This is a genomic window from Neptunomonas japonica JAMM 1380 (genome assembly GCF_016592555.1).
Classification (GTDB): domain Bacteria; phylum Pseudomonadota; class Gammaproteobacteria; order Pseudomonadales; family Balneatricaceae; genus Neptunomonas; species Neptunomonas japonica_A.
In genome coordinates, this window is record NZ_AP014546.1 from 679,793 (window position 1) to 697,092 (window position 17,300).

At 43.8% G+C, this 17,300-nt stretch carries 14 protein-coding genes; 5 read left to right on the forward strand and 9 right to left on the reverse strand.

Going from position 1 to position 17,300, the window contains the following annotated elements:
• Positions 1 to 120: 120 nt before the first annotated feature.
• From NEJAP_RS03095 to NEJAP_RS03105, 3 genes are read right to left on the reverse strand one after another with little or no spacing between them, the layout of a single operon-like run.
• Complete coding sequence (locus tag NEJAP_RS03095) at positions 121 to 2,442, reverse strand: ATP-binding protein (RefSeq protein WP_236591044.1); 2,322 nt, start codon at positions 2,440 to 2,442, stop codon at positions 121 to 123.
• On the reverse strand, positions 2,442 to 3,263 hold the full coding sequence (locus NEJAP_RS03100) for a substrate-binding periplasmic protein (RefSeq protein ID WP_201349248.1): 822 nt from the start codon (positions 3,261 to 3,263) through the stop codon (positions 2,442 to 2,444). Before NEJAP_RS03100 ends, NEJAP_RS03095 begins: the two co-directional genes overlap by 1 nt.
• A complete protein-coding gene (locus NEJAP_RS03105; RefSeq protein WP_201349249.1) occupies positions 3,260 to 3,988 on the reverse strand; it encodes a response regulator in 729 nt (242 codons plus the stop codon). The genes NEJAP_RS03100 and NEJAP_RS03105 overlap by 4 nt, the downstream gene beginning before the upstream one ends.
• Before the next feature lie 943 nt (positions 3,989 to 4,931).
• On the opposite strand from NEJAP_RS03105, the gene NEJAP_RS03110 reads away from it, so the two are divergent.
• Together NEJAP_RS03110 and NEJAP_RS03115 are read left to right on the forward strand one after the other, a co-directional pair.
• Positions 4,932 to 5,960 (forward strand): acyltransferase family protein, encoded by a 1,029-nt coding sequence (locus NEJAP_RS03110; RefSeq protein ID WP_268927847.1) that lies wholly within the window; start codon positions 4,932 to 4,934, stop codon positions 5,958 to 5,960.
• 272 nt (positions 5,961 to 6,232) lie between these two features.
• Positions 6,233 to 7,612, forward strand: a complete 1,380-nt coding sequence (locus NEJAP_RS03115) for an L-serine ammonia-lyase (protein WP_201349251.1) — start codon at positions 6,233 to 6,235, stop codon at positions 7,610 to 7,612.
• Positions 7,613 to 7,681: 69 nt separating this feature from the next.
• On the opposite strand, the gene NEJAP_RS03120 is transcribed toward NEJAP_RS03115, so the two are convergent.
• Entirely contained in the window at positions 7,682 to 8,329 is a 648-nt protein-coding gene (locus tag NEJAP_RS03120; RefSeq protein ID WP_201349252.1) for a 3-oxoacid CoA-transferase subunit B, read from the reverse strand.
• Positions 8,326 to 8,985 carry a CoA transferase subunit A gene (locus tag NEJAP_RS03125; protein ID WP_236591045.1) on the reverse strand — a complete coding sequence of 220 codons (660 nt, stop codon included), beginning with the start codon at positions 8,983 to 8,985 and terminating at the stop codon, positions 8,326 to 8,328. Before NEJAP_RS03125 ends, NEJAP_RS03120 begins: the two co-directional genes overlap by 4 nt.
• Positions 8,986 to 9,204: 219 nt before the next feature.
• Between NEJAP_RS03125 and trmH the strand changes: the two genes are divergently transcribed.
• Entirely contained in the window at positions 9,205 to 9,903 is a 699-nt protein-coding gene (gene trmH / locus NEJAP_RS03130) for a tRNA (guanosine(18)-2'-O)-methyltransferase TrmH (RefSeq protein WP_201349253.1), read from the forward strand.
• 3 nt (positions 9,904 to 9,906) lie between these two features.
• Here trmH and NEJAP_RS03135 read toward each other — a convergent pair whose 3' ends face one another.
• The gene (locus NEJAP_RS03135) at positions 9,907 to 10,830 is read right to left on the reverse strand and encodes a LysR family transcriptional regulator (RefSeq protein ID WP_201349254.1); all 924 of its coding nucleotides are present in this window, start codon (positions 10,828 to 10,830) and stop codon (positions 9,907 to 9,909) included.
• 156 nt (positions 10,831 to 10,986) lie between these two features.
• Here NEJAP_RS03135 and speB point away from each other — a divergent pair, with 156 nt between their 5' ends.
• Positions 10,987 to 11,952, forward strand: coding sequence for an agmatinase (gene speB, locus NEJAP_RS03140; protein ID WP_236591046.1), 966 nt, complete (start codon positions 10,987 to 10,989; stop codon positions 11,950 to 11,952).
• A gap of 254 nt (positions 11,953 to 12,206) precedes the next feature.
• Entirely contained in the window at positions 12,207 to 13,694 is a 1,488-nt protein-coding gene (locus tag NEJAP_RS03145) for an aldehyde dehydrogenase (RefSeq protein WP_201349255.1), read from the forward strand.
• 80 nt (positions 13,695 to 13,774) lie between these two features.
• On the opposite strand, the gene NEJAP_RS03150 is transcribed toward NEJAP_RS03145, so the two are convergent.
• The 3 genes from NEJAP_RS03150 to NEJAP_RS03160 form a co-directional block, all read right to left on the reverse strand.
• Positions 13,775 to 14,632, reverse strand: a complete 858-nt coding sequence (locus NEJAP_RS03150) for a helix-turn-helix domain-containing protein (protein WP_201349256.1) — start codon at positions 14,630 to 14,632, stop codon at positions 13,775 to 13,777.
• Positions 14,633 to 14,710: 78 nt separating this feature from the next.
• Positions 14,711 to 16,096, reverse strand: coding sequence for an aspartate aminotransferase family protein (locus tag NEJAP_RS03155; protein ID WP_201349257.1), 1,386 nt, complete (start codon positions 16,094 to 16,096; stop codon positions 14,711 to 14,713).
• A gap of 262 nt (positions 16,097 to 16,358) precedes the next feature.
• Positions 16,359 to 17,075, reverse strand: coding sequence for a GntR family transcriptional regulator (locus NEJAP_RS03160; protein ID WP_201349258.1), 717 nt, complete (start codon positions 17,073 to 17,075; stop codon positions 16,359 to 16,361).
• Positions 17,076 to 17,300 lie beyond the last annotated feature (225 nt).

Genomic DNA, 17,300 nt, shown 5'->3' on the forward strand with positions numbered 1-17,300 from the left:
TACATAGTTAATCTTTGGATTAGCGCTACATAATTAAAGCCCTATAAGAGGTAACTTTTATAGGGCTTTTTGTGCTTAAGAGAAGGTGAATGAGGCGGAGTATGGGGCTTAATAAGTAAATCACTTCCATTCTTGTGCAAGTGTCAGTGTGCTTTTAATGATACCTTGTAGTTCGTGTATAAATTCAGAGCTGATTTCCTCTCCTTGATCTGCAGTTTCTTCTAACGATCTTAGAAGCTGGCTAGCCCGGCTAAAGCCCATGGTATCGCATGCGCCTGCTAGTTTATGGGCTTGCTGGCTACACTCGTAATGATCTTGTGCAAAAATACTTTGCTGCAATGCTGGCCACGTTTCATTAAGGACTTTGCAAAAACCTTTCATGAGTGTTGCCAGTTTATCCGCACCAAGCATTTGTTGGTGAACACTTACTACTGCGCTGTCCAGTATTGGTTTGTCGGTATCGTTACTGTTTGAGCTAATAGTGTGGTATTCATCACTGGGCTGGTAGCCTGTAATGGCTTGTAAAAGTTGTTCTTTATCAACAGGTTTGGCTATCACGCTACAGATACCTGCTTCAAGGTAACTGTGGATATCTTCGGGTCTAACACTGGCTGTGAGTGCAATAATCCGTGTTTTATAATTGATGCAGTCAGGGTCATGATTTAAGCGTCTACTGACTTCCAAACCGCTAAGCCCCGGTAAGTGCATGTCCATAAGAATGAGGTCAAATGCTTGCTCTCTACCCATGGTTAAGGCTTTAACCCCGTCGTCGGCAATAGTGACATTGTGCTCAGCGAGTAACCCTAAAACAACCTGTTGGTTAATTTCAACATCTTCGACAAGAAGGATTTTCTGAGCCCTAGAGGGGCGAATAACACCGTTATCATTGTTTGTTTTCAGCTCTTTTGCATGTGTGCATTGCAGAGTGAGTTCTAACCAAAAAGTACTGCCCTGGCCTGGTTTGCTTTCAAGCCCAACGTAACCCCCTAAGTGTTCTGCTAGTTCTTTACAGATGGCGAGCCCTAGCCCTGTACCTCCAAAGCGCCGAGTAATTGTTTCGTCCGCTTGTGTAAATCGGTCAAATATATGCTCCTGCAAATTGGGGGCTATACCTATTCCGGAGTCCGATATGCTAAAGCGTAGTGTTTGAGATTCTGGGGTACACTGCAAGCATGAAACGCGCAGTTCTACACTGCCCTGATCGGTGAATTTAATAGCGTTGGCGAGTAGGTTTGTTAAAATTTGGCGCAAGCTACTTTCTTCTGATAGAAAATAATCACCTATATTTTCAGCGACGTCTAAGTGTAGAGTTAGTTGTTTACGGTTCGCTTCTGGGCTTAGTAATGCCGTTAAGTTGTGAAGTAAGTTGTGTAATGAAAAGCGTGTAGGGCTAACACTATAGGCACCTTCAATAAGACGACCATATTCTAAAACGTTGTTAAAGGTTTCCAAAAGGGCGTTGGTCGCATCATGTAAAACACTGATATGACTGTGTTGTTCCTTATTGAGTTCACTGCTTTTGAGAAGCTGTATCATCCCCATCATGCCGTTCATCGGTGTACGAATTTCATGGCTCATGGTAGATAAAAATCGAGACTTGGCATGGCTTGCTTCTTCAGCCGCCTCTTTGGCTTTTTGTAAACTTTCGGTGCGCCGTTCTACCATCCCTTGGAGTTGGTCTCTGTTGTAACGTAGTTCCTCCTGCTCTTGTTCTCTGCGGCTAATCTCTTTGCGGATAGACAAGCGCATCTCATTTAAAGCGTTAACAAGTTGGTCTAGCTCATCGCTGTTTTTGGGAGGGGTGCGATTTAGCTGCAGGCTATTTTCTAATTGCCCTGAGCCAATTTCACGACTGTAATTGGCCATCGCCTCTAAGTGTCGTGTTATTTGCCGCTGGAAAATTACTATGATTACTAAAACAATTAACAGAACGAGAAGTGTTTGGTTTAAGAGAATACCAAAGCCTCTTTTCCAAATACGCGCATACACGGCTTTTAAATCAAAACTTACTGCTAAAGTGCCTAGTGATCGTTGTTGTTTATTATGCAAATATACGAGCTCAAATTGATGGCTTAGTATCTGTTGGATATTCTTATTGGTATTTTTGGTAGGTAAATGAATATTATCGCTGTCGATATTATCTAGTGAGATAAAGGCAACATCTGGCAGGTTTTCAATCCCTTTTAACTGTAATTCAATTTGAGCTTGATCAATATCCCATAAGCTTTTGGCTAGGCTGGCAAGGTAACTACTACGAATGAGTTCAACTTGTTGATCAATCGCTTTAAATTCACGGCGGTAATCCAGTGTTAGCTGTAGTGCTGTAGAAAGTAGAATAAACAGAAAGCTACAGCTACATACATAGAGCATCACCTTGTAGCCCAAAGGGTGTTCTTTTGAGTACCGACTGAGGTTGGGGAGCAAATCTTTGAAGGGCTTCATTATTTGCTAGCCTTATGTGTCAGGGATCTTGGTGAAAGAGGGGCTGTTGGATGAATGTATTGCTGGCTGTAAACCTGTGTAAGTTGGTTTATTGTTCCGTCTTGTGTGAGTTCTTTAAGCCTGCGGTTGAGGTAAGGAAGGTGTTTTTCTAGTGCGCTACTTTTCCTCACAGCTAGAAAATAATATTCAGTACTGATTCTGTAATCTAATGCTATGACTTGATCATCAAAACCCAATTTTTTACTTTGTAACTCGCCGCTTAATATACCAATTGGCATATAGTCGATTCGCTTAAGGGCGAGTTTTGCAAAGTTTTGGCTATTACGAGAGACATACTCTATATCATTGCTGTTTTGCAGAAAGTGGTCGAATTTCTCACCGAAGCTATCACCTAATAACAATCCGACTCTTTTGCCCTTAAGGTCACTCATCTGTTGTACTTTGATGGGAGTTTGTCGGTTGATAAATAGAGCGATAGGGTCGGCGATTAAAGGAGATTCGGTGAAATTTAAGAAGGTCTTTCTGCTTGGGATTTTGTAAGCGGCAACCACAATATCTGCATTACCCAGCTGTACTTCTAAAAGGCAGCGCTTCCAGTTGTAATCCGTTATAAGTTGAATGTTATAACCAAGCTCAGTAAATATTTTTTTTGTAATGGCTGGAGCGAGCCCGGTTAGTTGCCCATTGCCTATCCAAGATACCGGAGGGTAGAACGGATGCCCGCAGGCTTTGAGTGTTTGTGCAGAAACTGTTGGAGTGGTAAAGAGTATAAGAATGCATAAAACCGGAGGGATTAATCGTCGTCCAACGTTAAATTTCATGGTAAATCGGCGGGTTTAGGAGTAAATAAGTACCCGGCGCCATGAACGGTTAAGATTGTTTTTGGGTTAGCGGGGTCATCATAGAGCTTACGCCGTAAGCGGCCAATGAGAACATCGACGGTTCGATCTGAAGGTACCCACTCGCGATTGCGGATCTGGTCTAGAATAAGCTCTCTACTCATTACTTTTCCAGAGTTCAGCATCAACACATTCAATAACTGGAACTCACCTTCGGTTAGTTGTATCTCTATCTGATTCTCATCAATTAATTGACGTCTATCGAGGTTTAGTTTCCAACGTTCGAAGGTTTTAAACGTGTGTGGTAGGGCGTCTGTAGGCTTATGGCTATGGCAATGTCGTACACGGCGAACGAGGTTTTTAGTGCGCGCTAAAATCTCACGAGGGTTAAACGGTTTAGTGACATATTCGTCGGCACCGCACTCTAGACCAATTAAACGATCAACTTCATCTTGTCGCCCGGTTACTAAAATAATGCCTACCTCAGAATGCACTCGAAGCTCTCGTGTTAGTGTTAAGCCATCTTTACCGGGTAAGCGTATGTCTAGGAGAACTACATCAATGGATCTACTGCTGAGTACCGCTTCTGCTTGTTCGGCTGTCTCTGCACTAAATACGTTATAACCTTCTTCCTTGAAGTAGCTTACAAGGCATTCTCGAGTCACTGCTTCATCATCAACTACAAGGATGCGGATATCAGTATTCATACTATTTTAGATCCTAATAGGCGAAGCCATTTTATTGTTTTTATTATCTTTAGGTTGCTAAGTTACAAGCAGCCCACCCATTAATCTAGTTCATTGACTGCTACTACAGCAAGAGATGTTTACATTGTATTTACAATATTTTACAGCATTAAACATCGTGCTCTTAGCTATTTAAGAAACAGGGCAGGATGAATTAGCTATCCGTTGCAGAGGTCAGGTTTTATGAATTTTTATAGAGTATATTTCCATGTTCTCAGATTACGTGCGTGTTTTGTTACTAATGGCTTTTCTTTTGTGTACGGTTTGTTCTGGTATCTTGATAGAAAGTCTTGCATTATCAAATAGGTAAGGAAAATCGCAGGTAAGATGCCGTGCCAGTTTAAACGATCAAAACGCGCATAGGCAGTCTGAAATATTAGGTATCCAAGAGATAAAGTGCTATCAAAAGTAGCATTCATATCCGTTTTACTTGGAATAATTGCTTTTGTTTGCATAGTCGCTGCGTTATTAGCCTTCCCAAACCATGATGGTTTAAATTTTTCTTTAGCGAGCAAGTTAGTTCTTCATGTAGAATTAATTAATGACTCTCCACCGCAGAAAGTTTTTCAAACTGAAGGCTTCGAGTTTGGGGAGGGGGGCTATATGTTTAGTACTATCTCTAGCTATTTGAGCTTCTTTTATTGGCTTATTCTTATGTTGCCTCGCCGCTAAAGGCAACCGATTTTCAAAGCTCCAAAGCGTTAGTTTTTTGCTTTGTGTAGCTTCCTTGGTTTTGGCGTATTGCAATTTTGGCTTTTTACTTACAAATGTCTAAAAATCGCCCTACAGGCTCAGGCTGTCTTTACGCTCAGACCCTTTATATTGGTCACTATCTTGTTGGGCTTGTAACTTAAATAGGAATAATTTTGAAAGAGTTTTTTTTAAGAAAAATAACTTCGATTTCATACGGTTGCTAGCCGCATTTCAGGTTGCAATCGTTCATGGGTATGAGCACTTTGGTGTCGAGCATGGTGAGTCCTTCATAGCCGTTCTATCAATGTTTCCGGGAGTTACAATATTTTTCGTAATTAGCGGTTTTTTGATTTCTGCTTCATGGGAAAGAAGCTCCTCGTTGCTTTCCTATTTTGAAAATAGGTTTCTAAGGATATACCCTGCGTTATGGGGTTGTTTTATTTTTTCTCTGTTGAGCTTGTTTATAGTGTACTCCCCTCAATTTAGCGCTATTGAAATGGGTAAGTGGGGATTAGCACAGCTTACAATTGGTCAGTTTTATAACCCAGAATTTATGCGAGAGTATGGTGTAGGTGTCCTTAATGGCAGTTTATGGACAATTCCTGTTGAAATACAGTTTTACCTCATATTGCCTGTACTGTACGTACTGATAAGAAGTTCGAGCTGGAGTAAGCTATTATTGCCCATATTAATATTCTTACTTGTAATAGTTAATCAGTCGTATTTCGCTTTCCGCTCTGCGGATGGAGGGGTGTTGATTAAGCTGTTCGGAGTAACTGTATTGCCATATTTATATATTTTTCTATTAGGTGTATTACTACAAAGAAACTTACCATTTGTAGAGAAATATTTGGCCCATAAAGCCCCGATATTATTGATATTATACTTAGCATCGGTCTGTGTATCTTGGGTGTTAGGTCTTAGTTATCAAGGAAATAGTTTAAATCCTATTTCTACAGTGATTCTATCACTCCTTATAATCTCTATGGCGTATAGTAATGTAGGTAAATTTGGGGCTATTCTAAAAGGTCATGATGTTTCTTATGGCATTTATATATATCACATGATTTTTGTTAATATTCTTATCCATTTATCGGTTTTTTCACCCCCCATAAATATGCTCATAATGCTAATGTTAACTACTATTGTTGCACTTCTATCATGGAACGTTATAGAAAAACCGTCACTATCTATGAAGCGATATTCTGTTCGAGATCAAAAAAATAACAAAGCAATATAGCGGACGCAGTAAGCGCTGTGAGTACTAATGTCTGCTAGAGGTCGAAAGTGGCCATCAAAAAACTTATATAAATATCACATCACCTTCGTGTCTTCGCTTACTGTCGAATCTTTACCATTTGATCAGTAGAGATATGTAAAAAATCTTGTTTTATGAGCCTTTTAACGCTTTAAGAAACGTACAGGTCGCAAATTGGCATACGCCATTCTTGAGTGAGCACATAATCTCTTGTCTATCAGAATAATAATTTACGTACTTAGTGCGGAGGCATCATGTCTATTAGCGTTTTCGATCTCTTTAAAGTAGGCGTAGGCCCATCCAGTTCACATACCGTAGGCCCGATGTTGGCGGCCGCTAAGTTTGCAGATTATCTTGAGCAGAAAAGCTTAGCGTCTGATGTGACGCGCATACAGGTTGATCTGTTTGGCTCATTAAGTGCGACTGGCATAGGGCATGGTACTGATAACTCGGTCATTATAGGTTTGTTAGGCGAGCGCCCAGATACCGTTAACCCTGATATTATTTTGCAAGAAGTGGCCTCTGTAAAGGATAGCGATACGCTGCGCTTACTCAATAAATTTCCAATAGAGTTTATTTGGAAACGGGATATGCTGCTTCTTGAAGAAAACCTCCCTTACCATCCTAATGCGATGCGAGTCTCAGCGTTTGGAGCGCAAGGCCAAACGTTTTATAGCAACACCTACTATTCGATTGGTGGGGGCTTTGTTATTGATGAAAGCGAAGCAACCGCCGATGCGCATGTCGTGCCGCAGGTCGCGTTGCCGTATGAGTTTCATAACGGGGTTGAGTTGCTGGAGCTATGTAAAGCAAACAACCTATCGATTAGTCAGTTGATGATGGAAAACGAGAAAGTCTGGCGCACTGAACAGGAGATTCGTGATGGCCTAATGGATATCTGGGCTGTGATGAAAGAGTGCATTGCTAACGGCCTGCATAAAGAGGGGGTCTTGCCGGGCGGGCTAAATGTTAAGCGCCGCGCAATGAGCTTACATAAATCTTTGATTCGTTCGACCAAGCCTAATGTTATCAGTACAACAATGGGAGCAATGGACTGGATTAACCTTTACGCGTTAGCAGTCAATGAAGAAAACGCGGCGGGTGGGCGCATGGTAACAGCGCCTACGAATGGTGCAGCAGGCATTATCCCGGCAGTATTGATGTATTACACGGAGTTTACGGATAAGCCTACTGAGAAGTGTATTGTTGACTTTATGCTAGCGGCTGCGGCGATTGGTGCGTTGTGCAAGAAAAATGCGTCTATCTCGGGTGCTGAAGTTGGCTGCCAAGGTGAAGTGGGTTCTGCTTGTGCGATGGCTGCAGCGGGTTTGTGTGAAGTACTCGGTGGCACACCTGAACAGGTAGAGAATGCGGCTGAAATAGGTTTGGAGCATAATTTAGGTTTGACCTGTGACCCTGTGGGTGGCTTGGTTCAAGTTCCTTGTATCGAACGCAACGCTATTGGTGCAATGAAGTCTATTAACGCAACGCAGATGGCGCTTCGCGGTGATGGTGAGCACTTTATCTCTTTGGATAAAGTGATCAAAACCATGTGGGATACCGGCATGGATATGCAAGATAAATACAAGGAAACCTCTCGTGGAGGCTTGGCGGTTAACGCTATTGAATGCTAGGCAGTATCTGCCACTAAAGCACTCATGCATGAGATGAATAAAAAAGGGAGCCTTGTTGGCTCCCTTTTTTTAGATTTGCATATAGGGTAGATCATCAGGAATGATCAATGTGGCATCGGTTAGGCTGAGCACCTCATCGAGTGTGCATCCTGGGCCTAGTTCTTTAAGTAGTAATCCCTCTTCAGTAGGCTCAATTACGGCTTTTTCCGTGACGATTAGATCGACTCTGCGCTCTGCTGTTATTGGAAATGCTAATGATTTAACAAGCTTTGCGTTGCCTTTGGCGGTATGTGTCATGGCGACAATCACGCGCTTAGCACCAGCTACCAAGTCCATTGCGCCACCCATACCCGGGACCATTTTTCCTGGAATAATCCAGTTGGCTAAGTGGCCTTGCTCATCTACTTGAAGCCCGCCAAGAATGGTCATGTCGAGGTGCCCGCCACGAATCAAACCAAACGAGAAGGCGCTATCAAATGCTGCAGCGCCCGGTAATACGCCAATGAAACTGCCGCCAGCATCCGTTAAAGAGGGATTTTCCATCCCTTCAGGAAAGCCGCCTACACCAATGACGCCGTTCTCCGATTGAAAGAATACATAGTTATCTTTATCAACATATTGGGCGACCATTGTTGGCAGGCCAATCCCTAAATTAACCAGCGACCCCGGTGCCACTTCTTGGGCAATACGGCGGGCTATAATCTCTTTAGCATTCATGCTTTGGCCTCGCTTTTCACAATCATATCAACCAGCACACCCGGTGTGTGCACATCATCTGGCGGAATGCAGCCAACAGGCAGCATCTCTTCTACTTCGACGATGACATGCTTAGCAGCCATGGCCATTAATGGATTAAAGTTTTGTGCCGTCAGGCGATATTTTAGATTGCCGTAGTAGTCCGACTGTTGGGCTTTAATCAGTGCGAAGTCTGCTTTTAGTGGGCGCTCCAGCAGAAACTTTTCTCCATCAACTTCGACCAGTTGCTTCCCTTCACCGGCCAGTGTGTTTACGCCGGTGGGTGTCAGTATGCCACCTAATCCGTAGCCGCCAGCGCGCACTCTTTCTGCTAATGTGCCTTGAGGTGATAGTTCTACCTCAAGCTCTTTGGCGATCATCTGTCGTTGTGTTTCTGGGTTAGTCCCTATGTGAGACACAATCACTTTTTTCACAGAGTGGGCATCAATTAACAGACCAATGGCGGCGCCTTCTTGTGCGGTATCATTCGCAATCACGCAGAGCGATTTTTTACCTTGGCGGACCAGTTCTTTGATCAAGCTCAGTGGGGAACCCACGCCCATAAAGCCACCAATCATTATAGTGGAACCATCGGGTATCAGGGCGATGGCTTCAGTCACGGAAAGAGGATGTTTCAATGTAAACCTTCCTTTAGCAGCGGTATGAAAATTGATTTATCTACGCATAATAGAGCCTAGCAAGCGCTGTTAATATGCTCTGTATCAGTAATCTTGAAAGGTTAATGATAGGTAGAGTGAATAAATATAGGACTAAGTGCGGTTTTCAGGTGATGCAATGCAGTTTAGTCTGTTGGTTTTCGCTAAAATAGCGCATCGAATAAGACTCAGAGCTTAACAATGACACCGCAACGTAAACAAAAATTGATATCGACCCTTGAGCGCCGTCAACCCGACCTGCAACTGATTACTGATCAGGTGCATAAATCCAGAAACTTAGCGGCGCTGATCCGTACTTGTGATGCGGTAGGGGTTCCCTATGTGCACAGCGTTGCACCCAAAACAGGTTATGGGTATAGCGGTACGGCAAAAGGTAGCGATCGTTGGGTAAAAACGATTCATCACGAGACCTGCGAAGAGGCAATTCAACAAGCCCGATCTAAAGGAATGAAAGTGTATGCGGCGCACTTTTCTGAGCGCGCTGTAGATTATCGTGACGTTGATTACGCCATTCCTTGTGCCATTTTGATGGGCTCAGAGAAAGAGGGCGTCAGCCAAGAAGCGGCTGATATGGCCGATCAACATATTCTTATTCCTATGATGGGTATGGTGGGTTCGCTTAATGTATCAACCGCTGCCGGTATTATTATGGTTGAGGCGCAGAATCAGCGTTTAAAAGCGGGTTTGTATAATGAGTCTCGGCTTGACCCTCAGGAGTTTAAAGATACGATTTTTGAGTGGAGTTGCCCGGATATTGCTGATTTTTGCCGCAAAAAAGGTTTGGAGTATCCACCGTTAGATGATGATTTGGTCATGGCTGATTCGGCGGCGTGGTACCAAGCGTATAGAGATGGCACAGCAACTAAGCGTGAATGGTAGCCGTTAGGCCACTTGTGGTGCCTTAAAAAGGTGTATCTGTTCTTTCAGCCATTTCAGTGCGGGGTCATTATTAAATAGCGGGTGATGAACAGTCGTCATTGTTATGCCGGGTATTGTGCTGGGAGGCGTGACCATACGCACGGGTAGCATCTGGCAAAACAGTTCTGCCATCTGCGAGGGCAGCGTGATGATGGCTGGAGTCTTGGAAACAATTCTGGCTGCCGCCATATAGTTGGTGGTTCGCGCGATAGCGTGGCGGGGTAACTGCTGGCTGCTTAGCCAGTTATCAATTGCGCTAGTGGTGTCTCCCGTAAGGTCAGAAAAAACCACATGTGTTAATGAGACAAACTGCTCCACTGACAACGACTCTTTTACTAAGTGGTTATCTTTGCCGACTAAGCAGACAAATTTTTCTGTTCTCCACTGCTCAACTATCAAATGTGCCGGGATCTTTTGTGTTGTATCCATGCCTACGACGATATCGACCTGCCGGTTTTCCAGGCGAGTAGAAGACGCGTGTTCGCTTATCATCTCTATTTCTAATGTGATGTTGGGAGCAATAATTTGTAGGTGTTTGAGCAAGTCAGGAAAGATCACTGACTCAAAATAATCTGTGCAGGCAATGCTGAAAGTGCGGTCGCTCTTATGTGCTACGAATGAAGCAGAGGGGGCGATAGTGCGGTTGATAAGCTGCAATGCTTCTCGCACATCGGGTAGCATCTCTAATGCTCGGGGTGTGGGCTGCAAGCCATTCTGCGTTCTTATCAATAACGGATCATCGAGTTGTTGGCGTAAGCGGTTGAGTGCATGGCTCATGGCTGATTGGCTAAGAAAAACCTTTTCTGCGGCTTTGCTGACATGGCACTCAGTTATAAGCGCTTCAAAAATAATCAGTAAATTAAGATCAAACTGGCGCAGTGGTTTCATAGCGGGCTTCATAAAAGATTCGTCGAAAAATATTAACTACATGCATTTATATATTATAACTATGCATTTAACTAATAATATATTGAGGGGTATTCTGTTCTCACGTTTTGTTTAGACGCTGGTGGGTTTTAGCGCATAAATAGTGAGGAGTAGAAGATGTCTGAGGTTGATGGTAAATCGAGTCCAAGCGTCGCTAATAGCGCGGCTGTAGCTGATGCTGATATGCCCTTATATGGTGCTATGGGTATGACGTTCATGCAATTTCCTGCAGTCACCACATTGTCACAGTGTGGTGCAGAGGTGATCGTCAGTGGTGTGCCTTTTGATATGGCCACATCGGGGCGCTCGGGCTCACGCTTTGGGCCGCAAGGCATTCGCCAAGCATCGGTTAACCTAGTGTGGGAGGGAGCGCGTTGGCCTTGGGCGTTTGCTTTGGATGACCACCTTGCAGTGGCAGATGCCGGTAATGTCATCTTTAAGCATGGCGAACCACAGACATTGGTTGATAATCTTGAGGCACATATCAGTGCGATTATGCAGGCAGGAAAGAGCGCGTTAACCTTTGGCGGAGATCATTTTATTACGCTACCTATTTTGCGTGCTTACGCTAAAAAATATGGCCCGGTTGCGCTGGTTCACTTTGATGCACACACCGATACTTATTCTGGCGGCAGCAAATATGACCACGGCACCATCTTTCACCATGCAGTACAAGAAGGCTTAGTGGATACGGAACACTCTTTACAGATAGGGATTCGTACGGCGTATACCGTTGAAAACCATCCGTTTGAAGTCTTGGATGCTGCTTGGGTGGGTGATTATGGACCTGCAACAACGTTAGAGCGCATTCGACAACGTGTAGGAGATAAAAAAGTCTACGTAAGTTTTGATATTGATGGGCTAGATCCGGCCTTTGCTCCCGGTACAGGTACGCCGGTTGTTGCGGGGATTAGTATGGATTGCGCATTGAAAGTTATCCGCGGTTTACAAGGTTTAAATCTCATTGGTATGGATGTCGTTGAGGTGGCGCCTGCTTATGACCAGGCAGAGATCACTTCTTTGGCTGGAGCAACCTTAGCACTGGAATATTTATACGTATTAGCGGCTAATAAAATGGCATAAAAAAACCGCCTGCTATGGCTAGGCGGTAAAGTGCATATTCAAAGAAGAGCGTCGATGCGATATAGCATGGCGACACCATTCCTGTATCTTGCTGAATGCAAGTGGTCGCTTTATATACCCTTGAGTGGGTAGCTAATGAATGATCAACGCCTAGCAATATAGGCTACCTACTCAGGTGTATATATTGTCTGGCTAAGGTTCTCGTAGACTGGCTCTTATAAGCGATACCTACGGTTAAGCAGAGAGAGTAAATCATGACAAACCATACCCAGTGGAAAGCGTTGAGCGAATCTGTTGTTTTGCGCCATCAAGCCTATATTAATGGTGCTTTTCAGCCCGCCGTGAGTGGTGAAACGTTTCCCTGTATTAATCCGGCAACAGAGAAGCTGCTGGTTGATGTCGCAAGTTGTGATGAAGCGGATGTTAATTTAGCGGTAGACAGTGCATTACAGGCTTATCGCTCCGGTGTTTGGTCAGAGTTAGCACCTAAGCAGCGTAAACAAATATTGCTGAAACTGGCTGATCTGCTTGAGCAGCATAAAGACGAATTTGCGCTATTAGATACATTAGATATGGGGAAGTCGATCTCTGAAATGACAGCGATTGATATTCCAGACAGCATTGATTGTATTCGTTGGACAGCAGAGTGTATCGATAAGCTTTATGGTGAAATAGCGCCAACAGGTAACGATACCTTGGCCTTGATTAGTCATGAACCGGTGGGTGTTGTAGCTGCTATTACGCCGTGGAATTACCCACTCATGATGGCTACTTGGAAGCTTGCGCCAGCATTGGCCGCAGGTAACAGTGTCATTTTAAAGCCTTCAGAAAAATCACCGTTAAGTGCGCTGCGTTTAGCTGAACTAGCAACGCAGGCAGGTATCCCAGATGGGGTGTTTAATGTGTTACCAGGCTTTGGGCATACAGCGGGCAAAGCACTAGGCTTGCATCACGATGTTAATGTTCTGGCATTTACCGGCTCAACACGTGTGGCCGGTATGTTGATGGAATATGCCGGCCAATCCAACCTTAAGCGTGTTTGGTTGGAAGCCGGCGGTAAGTCACCTAATTTGATTTTTGAAGATTGTGACGATGTAAAGAAAGCCGCCGCTACTGCTGCTGCCGCTATCTTCTCAAACCAAGGTGAAGTGTGTATTGCATGCTCACGTATCTATGTACAAAAAAGTATCAAAGCAGAGTTCACTGCTGCGCTTGTTGAAGCGGCTAGTCATTACCAACCGAGTGACCCACTTGATCCTGCTACCAATATGGGGCCGATGGTTGATGGGGCGCAGTTAGAAACAGTCGCGCGCTTTATCCGTTCTGCTAAAGAAGAAGGAGGAGAGGTGTTATTGGGTGGCGTGCCAGAATATGTTGAAGGGCAGGGCTTTTATGCTAAACCGACCATTGTTTCTGAAGCGCACAATGGCATGACATTCGTACAGGAGGAGATTTTCGGGCCGGTATTAGCGGTATGTGAATTTGATACTGAAGAGGAAGCTATCGCGCTAGCGAATGACTCTAAATATGGTTTAGGAGCTTCTGTATGGACGGCTAATTTATCACGAGCGCATCGTGTTAGCCGCAAGATTCACAGCGGTATGGTCTGGGTGAATACATGGGGCGAAGGTGATTCAACCGTCCCTTTTGGTGGTGTGAAAGCATCCGGTAATGGGCGTGATAAATCATTACATGCGATGGAAAAATACACGGAACTAAAAAATGTATGGATTCGTCTATAAGGAGCTTGCACCAACAAGGTTAGCGCACTCTATGCGCTAACCTTATTTACATTTTTTGGCTTTAAATAATTAGAGAAAACTCACCCTGCCAATGCAATCTTGTTTGAGAGAGAGGCATCTGATGAAGATGTTGTCGCTTCCAGCTCGCTCAAGTGCACGAGGAAAAGTGTGAATATTTCAGATTGAGTCGATGTGTTAAGGCGGGTATGAATGTTCTTACGATGAACTTTAACTGTACCCAAACTGATATTTAGTTTGCTGGCTATCGCTTTAGAGGAGTGTCCTTGCAATATTAGCCCGGAAATTTCTTGTTCTCGCCGTGTCAATACACCACTTCCAAAAGTGTTTAATGCTTGTTTCATCGCCCCTTCAGATTTTTCGTACTGTACATACTCTTGAGACTGCGATAACCAGAACTGGCGTACTAGTGAATTAACGATGGGATATATCTCGTTGAGACGATTTAGTTCAGCGCGAGTGATAGTGCCCATGCTAGATTTTCGGCCTAAGGATATCGCGCAGGTGACGTCATTATCCAATTCGATGATCAGGTTGATCTCATCAATTAAATCAAAATCTTTATAACAGGTTTGGTAATATTCGGTGGTTTCAAATGAATCGGGTGCGATCTCAATTAAGCGGCTCAGTCCTGAATTTATACCAGTTTGTATGGCATTGAACAGCGGATCCAGAATATACGCTTGGTTGATATAGGTGCGCAGTGTTGGGCTTTGTTCAGCGGGGTCAGTGGGGTGTAAAATGATAGGTTTAAAAGACTTCTTGTAGGTTACCATTAAAATGGTGCTGATATTACACTGTGTTGCTAATAGCTCTGCCAAGGCTTTTGGGAAATTACGCAAGCGAATATGGTCGATAACGTAAGCAAGATCTTTCTGCCAGTTGGCTGATGTACTGTCCAGGCTGGGTTTATGATTCATTGCAGCTTCCCTCTATCTGGGTTCGTGTATACATCTAAGTGGCCAGAGGTGATAGTTACTGGCCATTTTTTATATGTGTTATTCGCTAACGGACTTCAGTGTTAAATCAAAGCATAAACGTGCTTTTTCACATAGCTCATCGACTTCTGCATGGCTAATAACCAGTGGTGGAGAAAGCACCATACGGCTACCCACAGCACGCATAATTAAGCCGTTATCAAAGCAGTGATCACGACAAATCAATCCTACATCTAAGTCGCTTGGGAAAAGCTCTTTGGTCTCTTTGTTTTTAACCAACGCAATACCTGCGATTAAACCAACCCCTTCAATATGACCCACTAAAGGGTGGTCTGTCAGCATATCGCGAAGTTTTTTCTGTAGGTAAGGCCCGATGTCATTAGCCACATACTCAACAATGTTTTCTTGTTTCATGAGCTTTATATTGGCAATGGCAACAGCCGCCGATACAGGGTGGCCTGAGTAAGTGAAACCGTGGTTGAAGTCGTCGTCATGCTCAATGAACGCGTTGGCAATGCGGTTGCCCACAGCTACGGCTGCAATCGGTAAATATCCAGAAGATAGTCCCTTAGCCATCGACATAATGTCCGGTGTAATACCTAATGTTTCGCTACCAAACCAGCTACCCGTACGGCCAAACCCACAAATGACTTCATCAGCTGCCAGTAGTACGTCGTATTTGGTGCATATTTTTTGAATCTCTGACCAGTAGTTCGCTGGGGGTACGATAACACCGCCTGCCCCTTGAATTGGTTCACCAACAAAGGCAGCCACATTATCAGGGCCTACTGCTAAGATTTTTTCTTCCAGCGCAGCAGCACAGGCAATGCCAAACTCTTCTTCTGACATATCACCCGCTTCACCATACCAATAAGGTTGGCGAATACGTTCGATATTGGGCAGTAGTGGCGCGCCCTGTTTGTGCATACCGCTCATACCACCAAGGCTTGTACCGCCAACGGTGCTGCCGTGGTAAGCATTTTCACGGCTAATAAGAATGCTTTTGTACGGTTTTCCTTTGATAGCCCAGTACTGGCGCACCATACGAATAATGGTGTCTATTGCTTCCGATCCTGAATTTGCAAAAAAGATATGGTTAAGGTCACCGGGAGTAACGCTAGCAATTTCTTTAGCTAATTCAGCAACAGGGGCATGTGTTGTCTGGAAAAAAGTATTGTAGAAAGGAAGCTCAGTCATCTGTTGCGTAGCGGCATCTGTTAGCTCTTGGCGCCCGTAACCCATATTGACGCACCACAGACCAGCCATGGCGTCTAAAATCTTATTGCCTTCACTGTCCCAAATGTAGACGCCTTCCCCTTTAGTGATGACACGTGCTCCCTTTTTGTTAAGAGCGCCTGTATTGGTGAAAGGGTGTAAATGGTAGCTGGCATCAAGGAACTGAATATCTGCAGTGATTGATGAGCCGTTGTTTTTATCTGTGAGCATCTCTCTCTCCACAATGCTTTCGTGAGTAGTTGAAAGCGAAAAGTTGTCACATTGAGTTATCAATTGTGATCATTAAATGGGGGGTCTCTACTGATGGTGTCATCAGATTATGATTTCATTTTGTGATCACAAAATTAAAAAGTCAATCAAAAAACATTCAGTTTTATATTTTCAGGATCATTTAAAGGCTTTTGTTAGTGTGCTTTTATAGAAGTTATGAAGAAGAGAGAGTGCGCCTTGAAGCTTACGCACATTGATAAAGTTAGTGCGCTGCGGTTCTGGATTTTTCTATAAAACGATGTAGTAATTCAGGTGTACTAGCGAAGGCGATGCCTTCGCGAATATCAGCTGTGATGGCCAGTTGTAATGCAAAAGCATCCTGCTTTTCTATGGCGAGCATCGCTTCATTATGTCTATCTATTACATAATGCTCTTCAAGTTTGCTGGTGGCTAAACGCATGAAAGGCCCTAGTTGTAACCACAAACTTTCAATGAGTGGTAAGGTTACTTGGTGTGGGTTGGCTGTGTAGAGTAAGCGGTGAAAATTTTGATTAAGAATGCTTATTTTCTCAAGGTTGCCATCTTCTTGGGCTTGGTCGATTAAGCGGTCTAGACTGTGTAACTCAGTTAAGCGTGCAGCATCTATATAAGGTAATGCTCTGGCTGCTGCATGTGACTCTATGGCAATGCGCGCCTCACATAACTCAGTGAATTTCATAGCCGTCATAGTGGGGACCATAACGCGTCGGTTGCCTTGTATTTCTAATGCACTCTCAGCGGCCAGTTGGCGTAGTGCTTCTCTTATAGGCATAGGGCTTACATCAAGTAATGCGGCTAACTCTCTAATCGTGAGCGCACGCCCAGGAAGAATTTGACCATTCATTACGGCGCCTCTTAACGTTTCATATACCCACTGGGTGATAGTTACAGAGTCATCGCGCTCAGTTAATGTAATTTGTATGGGAGACTTCTTGTCCATAATCGGTATCGGTTCTGGCTGTTTTTTTCTATTCTAATGCGATCACTAAACAGGGTGAAAGATTTTTTTCATAAAGTGTCAATTGACCTTGTTTTAAATTTTTGATTACATAAAATTATTTTTGTGATCACAAAGTATGATTTTTCTTAAAGTGATTATGTGAAACTATGTACTTAATCAGCTTCGGCTAACCGAGTGCACAAAAGATGTCGAGTGAGAATCTTA

Excerpts from the sequence above, each read along its gene's own strand:
- NEJAP_RS03095 (WP_236591044.1), bottom strand. The coding sequence starts at position 2,442 with ATGAAGCCCTTCAAAGATTTGCTCCCCAACCTCAGTCGGTACTCAAAA.
- NEJAP_RS03100 (WP_201349248.1), bottom strand. The coding sequence starts at position 3,263 with ATGAAATTTAACGTTGGACGACGATTAATCCCTCCGGTTTTATGCATT.
- NEJAP_RS03105 (WP_201349249.1), bottom strand. The coding sequence starts at position 3,988 with ATGAATACTGATATCCGCATCCTTGTAGTTGATGATGAAGCAGTGACT.
- NEJAP_RS03115 (WP_201349251.1), top strand. The coding sequence starts at position 6,233 with ATGTCTATTAGCGTTTTCGATCTCTTTAAAGTAGGCGTAGGCCCATCC.
- NEJAP_RS03120 (WP_201349252.1), bottom strand. The coding sequence starts at position 8,329 with ATGAATGCTAAAGAGATTATAGCCCGCCGTATTGCCCAAGAAGTGGCA.
- trmH (WP_201349253.1), top strand. The coding sequence starts at position 9,205 with ATGACACCGCAACGTAAACAAAAATTGATATCGACCCTTGAGCGCCGT.
- NEJAP_RS03135 (WP_201349254.1), bottom strand. The coding sequence starts at position 10,830 with ATGAAACCACTGCGCCAGTTTGATCTTAATTTACTGATTATTTTTGAA.
- speB (WP_236591046.1), top strand. The coding sequence starts at position 10,987 with ATGTCTGAGGTTGATGGTAAATCGAGTCCAAGCGTCGCTAATAGCGCG.
- NEJAP_RS03145 (WP_201349255.1), top strand. The coding sequence starts at position 12,207 with ATGACAAACCATACCCAGTGGAAAGCGTTGAGCGAATCTGTTGTTTTG.
- NEJAP_RS03150 (WP_201349256.1), bottom strand. The coding sequence starts at position 14,632 with ATGAATCATAAACCCAGCCTGGACAGTACATCAGCCAACTGGCAGAAA.
- NEJAP_RS03155 (WP_201349257.1), bottom strand. The coding sequence starts at position 16,096 with ATGCTCACAGATAAAAACAACGGCTCATCAATCACTGCAGATATTCAG.
- NEJAP_RS03160 (WP_201349258.1), bottom strand. The coding sequence starts at position 17,075 with ATGGACAAGAAGTCTCCCATACAAATTACATTAACTGAGCGCGATGAC.